This window comes from Chryseobacterium daeguense DSM 19388, assembly GCF_000430825.1.
Taxonomy (GTDB): Bacteria; Bacteroidota; Bacteroidia; order Flavobacteriales; family Weeksellaceae; genus Chryseobacterium; species Chryseobacterium daeguense.
Genome location: NZ_AUMT01000003.1, coordinates 81,783 through 100,186, shown reverse-complemented (window position 1 = coordinate 100,186; position 18,404 = coordinate 81,783). Strand labels below are relative to the sequence as shown.

The following is an 18,404-nucleotide window of genomic DNA, read 5'->3' as shown; positions in this document are numbered from 1 at the left end:
ACCTTTAAGGAAATCCGGATATTATTTTACTAAAATTAAAAAAAAATGTTTAACACACGTGTTAAGACAAATTATTAAAATATCTCAGACCAAACCGTCTTTTTCTTTGGATGGTTTTTTTTAAACAGACTTTTTTTTATTATCCACAAATTGCAATTGAAGTCTTTCCCTTAATTTTTCTAAAACACAAATTTTTTTTATAAAGATTAATTATACTTTGTACAGATAGGTATAGAAACAATTTTTAATATATAAATTATGAAAAAACAATTATTAATTCTTGGTGCACTATGTATTGTGAGTACTTCAATATATGCACAGACTGGGAATGTGGGGATCAATACCACTGCTCCCGGAACTACATTGGATGTGAATGGTGCTATTACCAACCGCGAAACAGCAGTAGCTGTATCCGGAAATGCAGCTACAGTACCCTCAAACATATCACAAGTGAGACTTACTGGTGCAGCAACTGCTGCAGTGGCCGTTACAGCTCCCGCAGCTCCAAATGCAGGGCAGCGTTTGATTATCTATAATAATACAACAGGCGGTTTCGGAGCCACACTTAACGGTTTTACAATTGCCAATGGGCAGGCGATGGAATTTGCTTATAGTAACGGTGGTTGGAGAGCTACCAACGGAGGAGCTGCACTGGCAGGATCAGCATGGGATATTTTAGGTAATACAGGAACTAATCCAGCTACCAATTTCTTAGGAACTATTGATAATCAGGACTTGGTTATCAGATCAAATAATGCTGAAGTAATGAGAGTTACTGCAGGAGGAAGAGTAGGGATTGGGAATTCCAGCCCCATTGCCAAGTTAGGAGTGCACGATGCAATAGGTACTTCCGGAACTCCAATTATCAGGATGCGTAATACCTCTCCTCTGGCTGCAGGAAATACAGCGTTCCTTGGAATTAACTCTTATGGAGCAGGTGGTGCCCACTGGGGATTAGGTTCTGTACAACAGGATGGGACTAATCAGTATAACAGTAAGTTCCACATCATGTATAGCGGTGGTGCTGCATATCAGAAAAACTTTACAATTGTTCCTATTAACCCGGGTGTATCCAATACAAGATTCTATGTAGGGATCAATACTGAGAGCCCAACGGAGGAGCTTGACGTGGTTACCAATCATATAAGAAACGGTGGATTAGGAATGAGGTTGGTTGGAGAGGATCCTTCACCGGCAATAGGGGACGCAGTATTAATGGGCTTTAATCCAAATGTTATCGCCGGAGGATACGCACACTGGGCTATCGGATCACAATTCTTTGGCGGAACGACTATTCCAAATGCAGATTTTATTTTTAAATCTTCAGCCGGAGCAGGTTATAATGACCGTGTTATCATTAAAAATAACGGACGGGTTGGGATTCTTAATATGAACCCTGCTTATGAGCTGGATGTTACAGGATCTATCAATGCATCTTCTACAGTAAGAGCAGGCGGGGTGGTTCTTACCTCAGATGTCCGTCTGAAAAAAGATATCACAGATTTGGATAAAGGCCTAAAAACCATTATGGCGCTTCACCCTGTAGAATACAGTAAGAAAGGAAGTCTTGACACTAATAATTATAACCGTCATGAGATTGGTTTCATAGCTGATGAGGTTGCAAAAGTATTGCCTTCACTGGTAACTGAAGGTAATGATAAAGACAAAATACTTTCAGTATCCTATATTGAGCTTATCCCTGTGCTTACCAAAGCTATCCAGGACCAGCAGAAAGAGATTGAGAATCTGAAATCAGAAGTGAAACAGCTGGCAGACCAAATGAAAGAAGTACAGCTGTCGCTTAAGAAAAGTAAATAAATTCAGGAGAATTAAAGCTTTTCAAAATGCTTCAAAAAATAGGATTACTTCACTATAGATGAGTTTAATAAAATAAAAATAAAATTATTGAATAAATAAAAATAAATGTTTAACTACGTGTTAATACAAATTAATTAAATATCTTACAACAAACTGCCCAAATATTGGGCGGTTTTTTTGTCTTGGTACAGGTAATATCGGGATCAATACCGCTCCTACGGCAAAGCTTCATGTAAACGGAACTTTCAGGCTGGTAGACGGCACTCAGGGAGTTGATAAAATTTTAATGTCTGACGCCAATGGTAATGCAAGCTGGCAGGCCAATGAAGTTCCTATTGTGGTTCTTAAGCCTTCTGCTATACAGACCGTATTAACGGGGATTGGCGCCGGAGGTGCGACCAATTAACTAACTGGACACAGGAGGTCAATACGATTACCGGAGCCACTTTTTCGGTATCTATACTTACACTTCCTGCAGGAACTTATGAAGTAGCGGTAGTTTTCGAAATGGGTGGAGCAACAGGTATATGCCCTGCTGCCGGATTCCTGATCAACAGTTACTTCGTAGACCTCCCAAATAATGGTGGAGGTGTGCGTATCCATGCTAATTCACCTTCAAACTGCGGATCTGCAACCAACCATTCTGCACTTTGGCGAACTACCGTTACCATTCCTGCCGGAGGACAGGCTTATAATATCGCAGTAGGAAGAGGACAGGGAGGTAACTATCAGAGCTTTGTAGATGTACAGCTTTCTTCACGTATCATTTACAAAAAAGTATTTTAGTCTAATAATAAAAATAGTTCATATTTCTTTAAATCAAAATTCTTATTATTGATTTAATTAAAAGAGGATTCATTTCTAATTAAATTTAAATCGTAAACTTATAAGTTTAACCGTGTTAATACAAAAAAAATATCTTACCCAGACCGCCTGATCTCACAGGCAGTTTGTTTTTATATGACTTAAGTGCTTTCTTTTAAAGCTTTTTCGTTCAAAAAAAGGATTAAAATAAACGAAATTAAAATTCATAAATATGTGAATAATTATAAATTTTAGAATAAAACAAATTCAATTTACACAAATTGCATATTAATTTTCATAATTATGAAATTGATAAAAATAATTGTTTATCAATAAAAAAACTTGATAAAACCTTTGTTTAAATGAGGATGTATTATTAAATAATTTCTATTTATTGGGAATTATAAGACTGTTATGAATGAAAAAAATAAGAAATTATTTTTTTTTAAAATATTTAGGAGTAATTTTATATCGCACAAATTATTTAATGGGATTCTACATTTAGTATATACTGTATGAACGCTAGATTAGAAACATTTAAATAATTAAATAATGAACAAAAAATTATTGTTACTAGGTGCATTTTGTGTTATGAGCACAGCTATATATGCACAGAATGGGAATGTGGGGATCAATACCACTACTCCCGGAACTACATTGGATGTGAATGGTGCTATTACCAACCGCGAAACAGCAGTAGCCGTATCCGGAAATGCAGCTACAGTACCGGCTAATATTACACAGATAAGGCTTACGGGTAGTGCCACTGCAGCAATAGCCATTACAGCTCCCGCAGCTCCTAATGCAGGGCAGCGTTTGATAATTTATAACAATACCACAGGGGGGGTCGGAACCACACTTAACGGTTTTACGATTGCCAATGGTCAGGCGATGGAATTTGCTTACAGTAACGGTGGCTGGAGAGCGACCAATGGCGGTGTTTCATCAGCTGCCTCAGCATGGAATATTTTAGGAAATACAGGCACCAACCCTGCTACCAATTTCCTGGGAACTACAGACAATCAGGATATGGTGATGCGTACCAACAATACCGAGAAAATGCGTGTGCAGGCTGGGGGTAATGTGGGGATTGCTACCGCTGCACCTACTGCTACCTTAGATGTTAATGGTACCGAAAGAGTAAGATCTCTTCCTGCTACTACTGCGTCTACCTTTACAAAACCTGTAATGGCAGATAATTCCGGAAATTTAGGATCTACTTTTTTTACTAATGATAGGTCTTTAGCAGCTGCTAATTCACCAAGTATTGCTGCGGGAGCAAGAGTTGCGGTAATGACGGGTATCCCTAATGCCGCAATTTATAAAGCTACAATAACTGTTTTTGATGGATGTACAAATCTGGGATTTGCAGAATTTTATATAAGAACCGCAGGTAATGTCTCAAGAACCTCATTACAGGGCTATGGTGGCTTTTTAGGAGGTAATGGTAATACAGGTCCGTCTTTTACAGAAACCCAGCTTACTTCTAAAGTAACTTTTCCTGATTATCCCGGCGGATCTTGTGGTGATAGTGATGGAGGAACAGCTTTTAATTTTACTGCTGATATAGATACTAGTATACCACACACTCTTTATATTACTAATGATGGTAATAGTATTGCAAGGTCTTATGTTATAAGACTAGAAAGAGTAGGATATTAATTGATACAAAATTCCAGGTTTCTTATTATATGTTCTAAACCAAATGATGAGAAAAATTTACAAAGAAACCTGGATTTAAAAAATAAATATAAGTGTTAATACAATTAAAAATCTCCCAAAATAAAACCGCCCTGAATTTCAGGGCGGTTTTATTTTTATGTAAGAATAATTAATTTGCCTTAATAATAAAATAATTCTTTTTCCCTTTTTGAAGCAGTAAGAACTTACCGTCAATAAGATCACTTTCGTTGGCGGTGAAAGTATCATTTACCTTTTGTTTATTTACAGAGATGGCATTTCCTTTAATTTCTCTTGTGGCTTCACTTTTAGATTTTAAAAATCCTGAACCAGAAAGCAGATCTGCAATATTTACACCTAAAACATCAGCTTTTGGAATTTCCTTTTGAGGAACACCATCAAATACTTCCAGAAAAGTTTCTTCATCAAGGTTTACTAAATCTTCCGTAGTCGATTGCCCAAAAAGAATTTGAGAAGCCTTCAAAGCCTTTTCATACTCTTCTCTTCCATGTACCCAGACTGTTACCTCTTCCGCAAGTTTCTTTTGAAGTTTTCTTTCGTGCGGAGCGGTTTTATGTTCTTCAATTAAACTTTCAATCTCTTCTTTAGGTAAGAAAGTATAGAATTTAATGAATCTTTCCGCATCATCATCAGTTGCATTTACCCAAAACTGGTAGAATTTGTATGGTGAAGTTTTCTTTTTATCCAGCCAGTAATTTTCACCGCTTTCAGACTTCCCGAATTTTGAGCCGTCCGCTTTTGTAATCAAAGGAACGGTTAGCGCAAAAGCTTCTCCCTGCGCTTTTCTGCGGATCAGTTCTGTTCCCGTAGTGATATTTCCCCACTGGTCAGAACCTCCCATCTGAAGTTTAACGCCATTATTTTGGTATAAATGTAAAAAATCATATCCTTGGATAAGCTGGTACGTAAATTCCGTAAAGCTCATTCCGTCAACACCCGCTTCCCCTGAAAGTCTTTTCTTCACAGAATCTTTCGCCATCATGTAGTTTACTGTAATATTTTTCCCTACATTTTTAGCAAAATCAAGGAAAGAAATATTCTTCATCCAGTCGTAATTGTTCACCAGCTCTGCTTTATTAGGCTCATTTCCGGAGAAGTCCAAAAATCTTGAAAGCTGGTTTTTCAGGCAGTCTACATAATGTAAAAGGGTAGCTTCGTCCAGGAGATTTCTTTCGGCAGATTTCCCGGATGGGTCACCAATCATCCCTGTAGCACCACCTACCAGAGCTATCGGCTTGTGCCCATGCTGCTGAAAGTGCGCTAAAATTTTTATCTGAATAAGACTTCCGATATGTAAAGAATCTGCGGTAGGGTCAAAACCGATATAGGCAGTCGTCATTTCCTTATTCAGTTGTTCATCCGTTCCGGGCATCATGTCGGCAAAAAGCCCGCGCCATTTCAGTTCTTCAATAAAAGAGTTCATTATTTTCTGCTTTAAATTTAAGGTGCAAAGATAGTAAATTCAGGCGAATAAGGTAAAGAGGTAGATTGGCAAAATAGCGAATATGGCATTTCTTTGATTGGATGATTATAAACCTAACAGGTTTTTAAAACCTGTTAGGTTTGGGACTCTTCCGTCATCAGAATGACAAGTGATGTATCTTCTTTGCTGGGTGAACATAGTTGCGAGCAAAAAATATGAATAACAATTTTAATAAAAGCTTTTGCGCTTTTTGCAGTAAAATAAACACAGCTCACATATTGTCTTTTCGCCTAAAATCAATTATATTTGTTATACATGAACGACGAACAATTATTCCTTCTCATCGGAAAGGCAAAGGAAAAAGACCAGAAAGCTCAGACCAGGCTCATCAACATCTTTTGGGTTGATGTTTTTTCTTTTGTGATGAAAAAAGTTCGTGATGAAAATGATGCGGATGAAATTACTGTAAATGTCTTTTCAAAGGTACTGTCCAAACTGGATATGTACGATCCTCATTTTCAATTCAAAACATGGGTTCTGACAATTGCTCAGAATACAATCATTGATTTCTGGAGAAAAAGAAGCCGCGAAAACCAGGATCCTACTGAGAATCTGGATGAGGTAAAAAACCAGTTTGCGAAATCACCGGAAGAATTAATGATTTCCAATGAAGAGCAGAAAAAAATCATTAAAACCATAGAATCTCTTGATGCCAATTATCAGGATATTATCAGGCTCAGATTTTTTGAAGAGAAAAGCATTAAGGAGATTGCTGACGAATTGGGAATTTCCATTGCTAATACAAAAGTAAGGGTAATGCGCGCCAAAAAAGTTTTAGCAGAATTACTTAAAAATAATGAATTCGAAGATAATTAATTGTTATTAAGAAGCCTTGTTAAGGTTTTAAACCTTGACAAGGCTCAGGGGATTACCCTTTAACAAAATATTTACGTTATAACTTTCATCAATCCACATCTTTGATTGTTTCGATAAAAAATTCACTAACTTTGAACCTCAATTTGAGAAATAAATGGAGAATTTAGTTCAAGATACAACCGTTCAAAAACCAAAATGGATTCGCGTAAAGCTTCCTACCGGAAAGAATTACAGAGAATTGAGAACTTTGGTTGATAAATATAAACTCAACACTATTTGCCAAAGCGGTAGCTGCCCTAATATGGGAGAATGCTGGGGAGAGGGTACGGCAACATTCATGATTTTAGGAAATATCTGTACCAGAAGCTGTGGATTTTGTGGGGTAAAAACCGGAAAACCGCTTGATGTAAACTGGGATGAACCTGAAAAAGTGGCCCGTTCCATTAAATTAATGAAAATCAAACACGCAGTTCTTACCTCTGTAGACCGTGATGATTTAAAAGACATGGGTTCCATCCTTTGGGGAGAAACGGTAAACGCCGTAAGAAGAATTTCTCCGGGAACTACAATGGAAACGCTGATTCCTGACTTTCAGGGAATTACTAAACATCTTGACCGTTTGGTAGACGTAGCTCCAGAAGTGATTTCCCACAATATGGAAACTGTAAAAAGACTGACAAGAGAAGTAAGGATTCAGGCTAAATATGAAAGAAGCCTTGAAGTATTAAGGTATCTGAAAGAAGCCGGACAGAGAAGGACTAAAACAGGCGTAATGCTTGGTTTAGGTGAAACGAGAGATGAGGTTTTCCAGACGATTGAAGATATTCGAAATGCTAATGTAGATGTTATTACCTTAGGACAATATCTGCAACCGACTAAAAAGCATCTTCCTGTAAAAAAATTCATCACGCCGGAAGAATTTGATGAGTTTGGAGACTTTGCAAGAAGTTTAGGGTTCAGGCATGTGGAGAGCTCACCACTTGTGAGAAGCTCTTATCATGCAGAAAAACATATTCACTAAAAATACTATCGCTCTGAAAAGAGCGATTTTTATTTTATCTATTATAAAAATAATCATTTGAATGCTGTTTAAAATTAAATTAAATTTGCATTTAAAATATAGGATAAACGTTTAACCTTATTAATTATAAAATGGGGATCGATAAAAGAATAATACCGCTGGCCGTGGGCGGTTTAGGAATAGGGACAACGGAATTTACGGTGATGGGATTGCTGCCGGATATTGCAAGATCGCTGCAGATTTCAATTCCGGAAGCCGGCCATCTAATTTCCGCTTATGCTTTGGGGGTAGTAATTGGTGCGCCTATTTTGATAGGATATTCTGTGAAGTTTCCGCCTAAAAAAGTGCTCATCGTATTGATGATGATCTTTACGCTTTTTAATGGATTATCGGCAATTGCTCCGGATTATACAACGATGATGATCATCAGGTTTTTATCAGGACTTCCGCATGGTGCATTTTTCGGTGTGGGAACGGTAGTTGCGGCCAGAATGGCGGGGAAAGGGAAGGAAGCATTTTATATTTCCTTAATGTTCACCGGGCTTACCATAGCAAATCTTGCGATGGTTCCGCTGGTCACTTATATCGGGCATGCTTTCCACTGGAGATGGTATTTTGCCATTGTAGCAGTTATCGGTTTGCTGGCTTTATTGTTCCTGAAACTTTGGCTGCCTGTTTTGGAAACCAATCAGGATACCCATTTTATGGAAGAACTAAAATTCCTTAAGAAAAAACAGGCTTGGCTGGTGCTGATGATTACGGCTATTGGTTTTGGAGGACTTTTCACTTGGTTTAGCTATATTACCCCTTTAATGACCATCATGTCCGGAATTAAGGAAAGCCAGATGGCGTATGTAATGATCCTCGCCGGAGCAGGAATGGTGGTTGGAAACCTCGTGGGAGGCTATCTGTCTGACCGTTTAAGTCCGGAAAAAACCTGCGCGTTATTGTTGTTTTTAATGATGATTTCTTTAGCGGGCGTATTTTTCCTTTCAGAGTATAAATATATTTCGCTGGCACTTACTTTCATTTGCGGAGCTTTGTCAATGTCTGTAGCAGCGCCTATTAATATTATGATGATGAAAGCAGCCCCGAAAAGTGAAATGATGGCTGCCGCTTTTATGCAGGCCGCCTTTAATATTGCCAATGCAATGGGAGCTTTTCTTGGAGGAATTCCGCTGGAACACGGATATTCTTTCAATTATCCGTCTCTGGTAGGAGTGGGGATGACATTGATAGGTCTAGTAATAGCTATCCGGTATAAGATGATGTACGGTTCACAAAACGCCGATGCAGAAGAAGCAGCAGTGGAATGTGTTCCTTGTGATAAATAAAAAAGAGAAGCAGATCTGAGCTGCTTCTCTCTTCTTTAATAATAAAAATGGTTATGCTTCTACCTCATTGCCGTTTTTGCACCAGTAAAGTGCATTATAAAGGTTTTCCTTTGGAAAAGATTTAAATTCTCCGGGCATCAGAACACTGAAAATATCAGTAAATTTCTGCACACCCTCCTTATCCGTAACAATAGCGGCTCTGTTCCACTTTGTTATGTTTTTTAATCCTAAAAGCGCGTCTTCCAGCCAGGCTCCCATCGTAAAATTATCCAGATCCGTGTCCAGATACAGAAGATAATTCAATTCATTGAACTGTTCCACCTTTTCTTTCACTACGGGGATGACAAGGTTTTCAAAATCTTCTTTCGTTACTTCTCCTGTGGCATTGAAAGCCGCAACATTTTCAGGAGCTTCCGGAATAATAGTTATCATATCTTAATATTTAGTGTGGTTGTTCTATAGCCATTACAAAAATTAAACCAATATTTAATTTTTCAAGAATGGAAAAGGCTTAATTATTGATAATTCAGAATAAAATATTTTATGGATTTAAAATCTAACGAACCTTTCTGGCTTTTAAAAAACGGATTAATTGCTTCTTATCCCTCCTTAAAATCAGATGAAGAATGTGATGTATTAATCGTGGGAGGCGGAATTACCGGAAGTTTAATTGCCCATCAAATGATAGCGGACGGCTATAAAACAATTCTTATCGATAAACGCGAAATCTGTAACGGCAGCACTTCAGCCACCACATCCATGCTTCAGTATGAAATAGATATTCCTCTGTTTGAACTTAAAGAAAAACTGGGTGAAAAGGGTGCGGTTCAAAGTTATAAAGCATGTTCGGATGCAATTGACACCATTGAAAAACTTTCAAAAAAAATTAAATCCGTTTCAGGTTTTAAAAGAAAAAAATCCCTCTATTTTGCTTCAAATAAAAAAGATGCTGTATGGCTTAAAAAGGAATTTGAAGCCAGGAAAAATGCTGGTTTCGATGTAAAATGGCTGGAACCGGCGGAAATTCTGATAAGATTCGGTTTTGAAAATACTTTCGGGGGAATTCTTTCCAAACAAGGGGCAAGTATCGATGCTTTTAAGTTCTCTCATGAATTATTTTTACTGAATGTAAAAAACGGGCTAAAGATTTTCGATAAAACAGAAATGACAAATGTTAAATATTTTAAAGGCTATAATCTGGTTTCCACTGATAAAGGCCATCAGATAAAAGCTAAAAGAATCATTTACTGTATAGGTTATGAAAGCAAATCTTTAATAAAAGAGAATTTTGTGAACTTAAAAAGCACTTATGCCATTGTTTCTGAAATCGATAAGGATAAGTTTAAAAATATTACCAATACTCTGGTCTGGAACACAGACAAACCTTATATGTATATGCGTTCCACAGACGATGGAAGGCTGCTAATAGGAGGCGGGGATGAAGATTTCTATGAAGGTAAAAAACGCGATGCGGTTCTAGATAAAAAAGAGAAAGAAATCCTGAAAATCCTGAAAAAAATAAAGCCTGATTATCATTTCTACACAGATTTTGTCTGGGGAGGTACTTTTGGAGAAACAAAAGACGGGCTCCCTTATATCGGGGAGCACAAAAAATTCAAAAACTCTTATTTTGTTCTGGGTTTTGGAGGAAACGGGATCACTTTTTCCGTGACCGGAATGGAAATGGCTTCTCTTTTTATGCAGGGAAAAAAGCATCCGCTTTCGAAATATTTTAAATTTGGAAGGTAGTTTTTTGGTTTCGGCGGCGAAGCCGCCGAAACCAAAAAAACAGAAGGTGACTGAGGTTCTCGAAGTCAGCTTCTGTATAAATAATGGTGACCTGTAATAGCCACCAATTAGCTAACAACTACAAACTATATCCGTTTCTTTTTGCGAGCTCAAGAATAGATTTCTCAATTGCTTTTCCAAGATCATCAGAATCAGAATTTCCTCTTTTTTTCATCTCTGAATCAATAAAATCCTGCCTTTTTTTAGATAAAACTTCTATTTCACTTTGTATTTTATCTCGTTCGGCAGATTTTTGAGCTACAATTTTCTGTATTTCTGCATTACTTTTTCCTTTCAGCTCGGCAGGAAGCTCTTCCTTTCTGATGCTTAAGATATAACCTTTATCTTTTTCTGCTTTATCTACAAGATCCCAATGATCATTTTTATAGGCATTCTTTTTGGCTTTGGCTACGGTTCTTTCAACGGCATTGGAAACAGATTGTACTTCTGCGTTTCGGTCCTGGGTAATTTGTTTGGTTTTATATTCAGAGCCCTGGCTTCCGTAATAGATGTAGGTGTCATTCAGCTTTGCATTGCATTCAGAAATCTTTACGTCATAAGGTGTTTCAATGTAAATAACCTTTCTGTCACTATCGATATTAAAAAATTTTCCGTCCCCGATGGCTGCTCCGTTTTGCCAGAACGTTTGAATGCCTTCATTTCTGTCACCACAAAAAATAGTATTGGTATAAATATTTTTCTTTTTTGCATTGGAAATCACCTCCTTGTAATTTATTTTTCCCTGGTCGAAAGCCTCATTTCCTGCAATATAGATCAGCTTCATGCTCTTATCATTGCCGTCCCAGTTCAGATTTGTTGAAGCATCACGGATCACGGCACCGCAGTATTCGCTTCCTCCGTTTGTTTTTAAAGCAAATAATTTTTCTGAAATCAGATCCAGATCCTGCGTAAGAGGTGCCACCTGCCGGATATAGTTTTCATCGCGAATCCCGTCATTTCCATATTCATACAAAGCAATTTCAATTTCGGGAGCTTTTCCGTTGTACTTAAGGGCAGTAAGCGTATTCACGATATTCCACAGCCTTGATTTTGCCTGGTCTATCAGCCCGTCCATGCTGTTGGAAGTATCTAAAAGCAGGGCAACCTGAATTTTATTTTCTTTGCTTGTGCTTTTTGCAGGTTTTACATCACCCCGCACAATTGTTCTTTGAGGCTCAGGTTTTTTACACTCGAATCTGGAGGAACTTTGCAAGCCCAGAAAGGCTGCTGTTCCCATTGCTAAGGTTAAAATTTTAATAGTTGTCATGATTTTTTGTTTAAAGGATTTCGTATTTTGTTTTAATGCTGTATTTCAGCTTGATATTTTCAATATTTTCGAAAGAATAATCCATGCTTGAATCCGCTGCTTCCAGTTGAACATTTGCTGTCTTGGTTTTGTAAGCTACCGGCATAATCATATCACTGGTATAATCTTCAATTTCTACAATTTCAAGAGGATTTCCTGCCTTTTTTCCGATGCTTTCCAACAGATAATCTGCTTTTTCTTTTGCCGCTTTTAAAGCATTAATCTTAACGGTTTTTCTAAAATCTGCAATTTTTGTATTCTTAATTTCAGCAATATTGATGTTGGTCACCCATTTCTGGTTCAGGCTTTCAAAAAGACTTCCCATTTCTGTTTTTTTATTGATTTTAAACTGAAAATTTTTCGTGAAAGTCTTTGTTTTAGCGTAAATATTCTGATACATCGACTTAAACTTGATATCCTCATTTTTAACACCATTATGTTTAAGTGTTTCAAACAGAAGTTTTTCATTTTCGGCAAGCTGGTTTTTGTTATCACCTTTTATCCCCAGGTTGAAGATAATTTCATCCGGTTCCACTTCCATTTCGGCAACTCCTGTTACTTCAATTGCATTTTTCTTAATTTCCTGCGCGCTGATCAAACCTCCCAACATGAATAATCCGATCAGTAAAAAATGTTTCAATTTCATAATTTTTTTGTTTTAATTTTAAATTCTAAAGTAAAATTACCCTGATTCAAAACCCAAAATCTGCAGACTTGGTGAATGGGAAGTTTCACTTGGTGAAAGCAAAAAAATACGCTCCACAACTTGTGAAGCGTAAACTTATTTTTAAAATTCGAATATAGTTATGGTAAAAAATATACCCTGGAAATCTTACCGTTTTTAATTTCATAGATTGCTGTTGCTTCTATTTTTCGATTTCCCATTCCGGTAACACTTTCTTTATCAATAATGTAGTTTCCGTTAATGATTCTTTCTTTGATTTCGCAATGAAGATTGGGAAGCTTACTGAACATTTCGCTATAATCTTTTTTCATAGTATCTTTTCCTTTACTTATAAGTTTATCGGGAAAATAGTAGAGCTCAATATCCTCAGAATAGGGCTCTGCAAAAGCATCAATATTTCTTGCATTATAGCCATTTACCTGTTGCTGAACCAGCATTTCGGGGGTCATTTTTAGAATTTGATCAGGAGCCAGCTGTTGTCCGTTTTTAAACAGCATATTGATCTGTGTAAGGTTTTCCAGATGATCTGCAGGATTGGAATTTAATAAAACCAAATCCGCAATTTTACCTGCGGAAACACTTCCTGAAATATTTTCTTTATTAAAAATTTTAACGGGATTAATGGTTGCCGCCTGTAAAACCTGCCAGTTGCTCATTCCACTTTTTTTCATCGCCAGTAATTCTGAAATGTAGGATGAAGCATGCTGTGTTCCGATGTTTCCGGCATCGGTTCCTGCTGCAATTGTTACTCCGCCGTCTGATAGCTTTTTTAAGTTGGCCTTTCTTATAGAGTCCTCTTTTGCAGTATAGGCATTCATTTTCGGAAGATTGAATCTTGTTTTCAATTTTTTGATCAGGGCAGAATCGGCAGAACTTTCCAAATGTTTCAAATCATACATTGAGCCTATGGCTTCAGGGTTCGATGTGTTCAGTTCATAAGTGTTGTATTGGTGCTTGTGTCCGTAAGTTTTATAATAATTATCAGCTACGGTGAGGGTTGGGCACAAAACTACTTTTTTCGATTTTAAAAGTTTTACAAAGTCATCCGGAACAATCTCATCTTCAATGTCATGAACCAAAAAGTCCGCTCCATTCTGAACGGCGATTTGAGCTACAAGTCTCTCTGTAGCGTGTACGGCAACTTTTAGTTTGTTTTTGTGTGCTTCTTCAATGATGGCTTTTACAAGCGGTTCTTGCTTTCTGGCGGCGGGTTCCATTTCTTTCCCCTGTTCAAGTACGATATACCATATTTTGATGAAATCCGGTTTGTATGGAATCTGTTCCTGAACATATTTTTTTGCATCTTCAATGCTTTTTACAAGCTTAAAAGGCTCATTTTTATCCAGATTTTTAAAGGCATCCGGTAAATATGTGGTTAAAAGCGGCCCTGTCATGTAAACTGATGGAAGGCCAGGCTTTTGTGCTAAAGAATTTTTAAGGTCGAGAAAATTGTAAGTGGCACCTACGTCAATCATAGAGGTTATTCCGGATTTTAAATAACGCAGCATGAGATCTTCCATATTTTTATGCGTCCATTCTATTTCTTTTTCATAAGAAGTATGTTTTCTCAGATCAAAAGCGTCAGGTCTTGTGTAGAGCCCACCACTTTGGAAAAAATGTACGTGGGCATCAGTCATTCCGGGCATCAGGTATTTTCCATCTCCGTTAATAACCTTGGCGTTCTGTGGAACTTTAATTTTTTTTGCCGGCTTTATTTCGGATATCATATTTTTATTGATGACAACCGTCTGATGGGGAATAAGTTTTTGATTAACAACATCTACTACGGTTACATTCTCAATATAATTCTGTGAAAGTATTTTATTGGTGAAAAGTAAGCTTATCAACAGTATATAAAAGTTTGTTTTCATGTTATTTTATTTGGTTCGGTTTTAACAAATATAATGAATGAGAATATAATGATGTTAAAGAATTTTAGTTTTAAAGTTAAGAAACAACAACTTGGTGAATACGGATTTTCACTTGGTGAATAGTTTTTGGGCAAACTATATATATGTATATCTTTGTTTTATGAAAACGCTTCGATTTTTTCTCGGTTTTTTGCTCATATTTTTTGGGAATATTGTCTATTCTCAGAACACAAGTGTAGTGCAGGAAGTCCGCACCGAAAGTAAGAAGTTGAAAAAAGCGGTTGACAGAAAAGATGATGCTGCACAGGCTGATTCTTACTACAATATCGGTGAAACATTTTTTAATGACGGAAATTTTCCCAAAAGTGAAGAATATTATATCAGAGCAAAAAAAATCTATGAAAAGCTCAATGATAAATCAAATATTGAAAAAGCCAGCAGGAAATTAGCTCAGTCACAGGAAAAACAGAATAAAATCACTCCCGCCATCAGCAATTATAACCGGGCGGCCGAGGTAAGCTATTCACAAAACCGGGCAGTAAATTCTAATGATGCCGCGAGACTTTCCACTACTTCTCCGGAGATGAAGGCGGAAGCCATCCAGAGTAATATTGAGATTAATGAAAAAGAAAAGGACAAAGGTGATCTGGCAGCCAGCTACAGCCAGATGGCGGACGTTAATATTCAGCAGAAAAATATTTCGAAGGCTGAAGAAAATCTTAATAATGCTTACAAAGCTTCTAAGCAGGCAGCGCCTCAGCAGGCATTGGAAATCAATCAGAAACTTACTGACCTCTACGTAGAAAATAAAAATTTTGATAAAGCTATTGATGCCAAAAAGAAAGTGCTTAAAGAGGATTTTGTAAAAGAAAATTCACAAAAGGAGGTCGAGCAGATTCAGGAACTTGCGGATATTTATATCAAAAAAAATGATACCGAAGAAGCCATTAATTTATTAAAAAAATCCTACGGAATTGCTTTGGAAAAAGGTCATACCCTTGAAGCTCAGAAAAGCGTTAAAAAGCTGGACAGCCTTTATAATGTCTCGGGAAATACAGATGCTTCGGTGGAATTATATCGTGATTTCCTCGGAAAACTGCCGGATTTGGTTTCAAAAGACAAAAGCCTGGTGGATAATAAAATACTGGAGGATACGGAACAGAGAATTACCCAGCTGGAAAAAGAAAAACAGCTGAAAGATGAATTAATACGGAAGAAAAATATTTTTAATTATAGTTTAATTTTTGCTTTAATTATTTTAATTGGGCTAATAATTTTCATTTTCAGAACCCTGAAAAAAGTTCAGATTAAGAATAAAAAAATAGCATTGCAGTCGCTTCGCAGAGAGATGAATCCGCATTTTATCTTTAACAGCCTGAATTCTGTCAATCATTTTATAGCTACCAATAATGAGCTGGAAGCCAATCAGTATTTAACCAAATTTTCAAAATTAATGCGTGGCGTAATGGAAAATTCTACGGAAGATTTTATTCCGTTTCAGCAGGAATTGGATCTGCTGCAGAATTATCTGGCATTGGAAAAAACACGTTTTGCGGATAAATTTGATTTTGAAATTGATGTTGATGAAAGCCTGAACACTCAAAGCCTGAAAGTTCCCGGAATGCTTGTACAGCCGTTCCTTGAAAATGCAATCTGGCACGGATTGAGATACAGAACTTCAAAAGGTTTTTTAAAGCTGAGCTTTGAAAAGGAAAATCAGCATCTAAAAATAACAATAGAAGACAATGGAATCGGGATTGAAGAAAGTAAAAAACAAAAAACTGAGCACCAAAAAGCCAGAAAGGGCCGTGGAATGAAAAATACACTGGAAAGAATTACCCTTTTAAATGATCTCTATCAACAGGAAATTGAATGCAAGATCAAGGATAAGGAAGAGGCTCAGGGAGTTATCGTACAAATCCGTTATAAATTGGTGAATAAATAAGTCAATAGTCAATCGTGAATAATTAAGCCGCTAACCTTTAATCCTATTATCAATAACCTGCAACCTAATACCAGTAACCTAATACCTAAAAAATGAAAATAAAAGCCGTAATTGTAGACGATGAAGTCATTGCAAGAGATGTTTTAAGGAATTACCTCACAAAATACTGTCCGCAGGTTGAGATTTTAGGGGAAGCTGAAAACATTAAGGAAGCTGTGCCGTTGATTGCGAAAATGCAGCCTCAGTTGGTCTTTCTGGACGTGGAAATGCCTTTCGGAAATGCTTTTGATGTGTTGGAAGCCACGAAGGAATTCTCTTACGAAACCATTTTTATTACGGCGTTTTCTCAGTATTCTTTACAGGCACTTAATAAATCGGCAAGTTATTATATTTTAAAACCGATTGACATTCAGGAGCTTATTCTGGCAGTGAATAAAGTTGCGGAAAGCCTTGAAAACAAAGAAGAAATCAACAGGAATAAAATCCTTCTTGAAAATTTAAAACTAAAACCGGAAAAACAGCAATTGATTCTTCCTACTTTGCAAGGGTTCGATGTGGTGAAAACAGAAGATATCGTAAGGCTCCAGGCAGATGGAAATTTTACGCAGGTTTATCTTACGGACGGCTCAAAGAAAATGGTTTGCAGATTTTTAAAGCATTTTGATGATTTACTGGAAAATCCTTTCGTGAGAGTACATCGTTCCCATATCATCAATACTAATTTTGTGAAATCATATCACAAAAGCGGAACCGCAACACTTTCAGATAATACCGAAATTGAGGTTTCCGGAAGTTTCAAAGACAATTTTCTGAAAGTTTTTTCTTAAAAATAATTAGAATATAATTTAAATTTCAGGCACTATTTTTGAATTTCAGTAGAATACCACAAAAATATTCTATTATGAAAACTCTTCAAAAAATTGCAATACCCGTTTCACTGGGTGTTTTAGGACTTATAATTTTAAATTCGTGCTCAGTCGGGATCCCAAAAGGCGCAACAGCCGTACAAAATTTTGACGCCGACAGATATTTGGGGAAATGGTATGAAATAGCAAGATTCGATTACAAATTTGAAAGGGATATGGATAATGTAACTGCAACTTATTCTCAAAACCCAAACGGCACCATCCGCGTTCAGAGTAGAGGTTACAACTATGTCAAAAAAGAATGGAAAGAATCTGTGGGTGAAGCGAAATTTGTTAATGAAAAAACCGAAGCCCGATTAAAAGTTTCCTTTTTTAAACCGATCTGGTCCGGCTATAATGTAATTGATATTGATGATAACTACCAATACGCGCTGGTTGCGGGGCACAGCCTTAAATACCTTTGGATTCTATCCAAAACAAAAGAAATTCCTGAAAGTATCCGACAAAGATTTTTGGAAAAAGCAAAGAAAATCGGTTATAATACAGATGAATTAATTTGGGTGAAACATAATTAATAAGACAAGAATCCGCCACAATCAGGCGGATTTCTTATAATTTTTCAGGCATCGACCAGGTATGACATAATATTTTCCATTCAAGGTTCTCTTTTATCCAGGTCACTGAATATTTTCCCTGGCCTATTACCTTTTGAGATAAAATATCAACATCTTTAAAAATGCCATATTCAAAAGCAAGATTTTCATCATTTGTCAAACCGTCTGGTTCAAAAATGACATCTACTTTTCCCAGGCCGCCTCTCATAAATTCCAGAATGTTTGTATTTCCACGTATAGTTGGTTTATTAGGAGGAAAGATCAATCCGTTTTCGGAATAAATTTTCTTAAATTTCTCTGGGTCAGCATTGTGCCAGGTTTCCGTCCAGATTTTCATGTTGGGTGTACTCAT

Annotated in this window: 16 protein-coding genes; 10 read left to right on the top strand and 6 right to left on the bottom strand. The window is 36.9% G+C overall.

Annotated elements, in window-relative coordinates:
- Positions 1–258 precede the first annotated feature (258 nt).
- The 3 genes from H560_RS22250 to H560_RS0104920 all read left to right on the top strand — a co-directional run bounded on the left by H560_RS22250 (position 259) and on the right by H560_RS0104920 (position 4,284).
- Positions 259–1,818: a tail fiber domain-containing protein gene (locus tag H560_RS22250; protein ID WP_027379022.1), complete on the top strand. Its 1,560-nt coding sequence runs from the start codon at positions 259–261 to the stop codon at positions 1,816–1,818.
- Between the two features lie 507 nt (positions 1,819–2,325).
- Complete coding sequence (locus tag H560_RS0104925; RefSeq protein ID WP_027379021.1) at positions 2,326–2,604, top strand: hypothetical protein; 279 nt, start codon at positions 2,326–2,328, stop codon at positions 2,602–2,604.
- A gap of 609 nt (positions 2,605–3,213) precedes the next feature.
- On the top strand, positions 3,214–4,284 hold the full coding sequence (locus H560_RS0104920) for a hypothetical protein (RefSeq protein ID WP_027379020.1): 1,071 nt from the start codon (positions 3,214–3,216) through the stop codon (positions 4,282–4,284).
- Positions 4,285–4,453: 169 nt separating this feature from the next.
- Here H560_RS0104920 and tyrS read toward each other — a convergent pair whose 3' ends face one another.
- Positions 4,454–5,746 (bottom strand): tyrosine--tRNA ligase, encoded by a 1,293-nt coding sequence (tyrS, locus tag H560_RS0104915; protein ID WP_027379019.1) that lies wholly within the window; start codon positions 5,744–5,746, stop codon positions 4,454–4,456.
- A gap of 315 nt (positions 5,747–6,061) precedes the next feature.
- On the opposite strand from tyrS, the gene H560_RS0104910 reads away from it, so the two are divergent.
- The 3 genes from H560_RS0104910 (at position 6,062) to H560_RS0104900 (ending at position 8,977) form a co-directional block, all read left to right on the top strand.
- Positions 6,062–6,622 carry an RNA polymerase sigma factor gene (locus tag H560_RS0104910; RefSeq protein ID WP_027379018.1) on the top strand — a complete coding sequence of 187 codons (561 nt, stop codon included), beginning with the start codon at positions 6,062–6,064 and terminating at the stop codon, positions 6,620–6,622.
- 154 nt (positions 6,623–6,776) lie between these two features.
- Positions 6,777–7,643 carry a lipoyl synthase gene (gene lipA / locus H560_RS0104905; RefSeq protein WP_027379017.1) on the top strand — a complete coding sequence of 289 codons (867 nt, stop codon included), beginning with the start codon at positions 6,777–6,779 and terminating at the stop codon, positions 7,641–7,643.
- 131 nt (positions 7,644–7,774) lie between these two features.
- Positions 7,775–8,977: an MFS transporter gene (locus tag H560_RS0104900; protein ID WP_027379016.1), complete on the top strand. Its 1,203-nt coding sequence runs from the start codon at positions 7,775–7,777 to the stop codon at positions 8,975–8,977.
- Positions 8,978–9,028: 51 nt separating this feature from the next.
- On the opposite strand, the gene H560_RS0104895 is transcribed toward H560_RS0104900, so the two are convergent.
- Positions 9,029–9,409, bottom strand: coding sequence for a SpoIIAA family protein (locus H560_RS0104895; RefSeq protein ID WP_027379015.1), 381 nt, complete (start codon positions 9,407–9,409; stop codon positions 9,029–9,031).
- Between the two features lie 111 nt (positions 9,410–9,520).
- Between H560_RS0104895 and H560_RS0104890 the strand changes: the two genes are divergently transcribed.
- Positions 9,521–10,726, top strand: coding sequence for an NAD(P)/FAD-dependent oxidoreductase (locus H560_RS0104890; RefSeq protein WP_027379014.1), 1,206 nt, complete (start codon positions 9,521–9,523; stop codon positions 10,724–10,726).
- Positions 10,727–10,844: 118 nt separating this feature from the next.
- On the opposite strand, the gene H560_RS0104885 is transcribed toward H560_RS0104890, so the two are convergent.
- From H560_RS0104885 to H560_RS0104875, 3 genes are all read right to left on the bottom strand, one after another.
- Positions 10,845–12,032 (bottom strand): vWA domain-containing protein, encoded by a 1,188-nt coding sequence (locus H560_RS0104885; protein WP_027379013.1) that lies wholly within the window; start codon positions 12,030–12,032, stop codon positions 10,845–10,847.
- A gap of 10 nt (positions 12,033–12,042) precedes the next feature.
- Entirely contained in the window at positions 12,043–12,717 is a 675-nt protein-coding gene (locus tag H560_RS0104880) for an SIMPL domain-containing protein (protein WP_027379012.1), read from the bottom strand.
- 158 nt (positions 12,718–12,875) lie between these two features.
- Positions 12,876–14,627, bottom strand: a complete 1,752-nt coding sequence (locus H560_RS0104875; RefSeq protein WP_027379011.1) for an amidohydrolase family protein — start codon at positions 14,625–14,627, stop codon at positions 12,876–12,878.
- Positions 14,628–14,787: 160 nt separating this feature from the next.
- On the opposite strand from H560_RS0104875, the gene H560_RS0104865 reads away from it, so the two are divergent.
- The 3 genes from H560_RS0104865 to H560_RS0104855 all read left to right on the top strand — a co-directional run bounded on the left by H560_RS0104865 (position 14,788) and on the right by H560_RS0104855 (position 18,013).
- A complete protein-coding gene (locus tag H560_RS0104865; RefSeq protein ID WP_027379010.1) occupies positions 14,788–16,572 on the top strand; it encodes a tetratricopeptide repeat-containing sensor histidine kinase in 1,785 nt (594 codons plus the stop codon).
- 92 nt (positions 16,573–16,664) lie between these two features.
- On the top strand, positions 16,665–17,399 hold the full coding sequence (locus H560_RS0104860; RefSeq protein ID WP_027379009.1) for a LytR/AlgR family response regulator transcription factor: 735 nt from the start codon (positions 16,665–16,667) through the stop codon (positions 17,397–17,399).
- Positions 17,400–17,473: 74 nt separating this feature from the next.
- The gene (locus H560_RS0104855) at positions 17,474–18,013 is read left to right on the top strand and encodes a lipocalin family protein (RefSeq protein WP_027379008.1); all 540 of its coding nucleotides are present in this window, start codon (positions 17,474–17,476) and stop codon (positions 18,011–18,013) included.
- A gap of 34 nt (positions 18,014–18,047) precedes the next feature.
- Here H560_RS0104855 and H560_RS0104850 read toward each other — a convergent pair whose 3' ends face one another.
- On the bottom strand, positions 18,048–18,404 hold the full coding sequence (locus tag H560_RS0104850) for a YybH family protein (protein WP_162143850.1): 357 nt from the start codon (positions 18,402–18,404) through the stop codon (positions 18,048–18,050).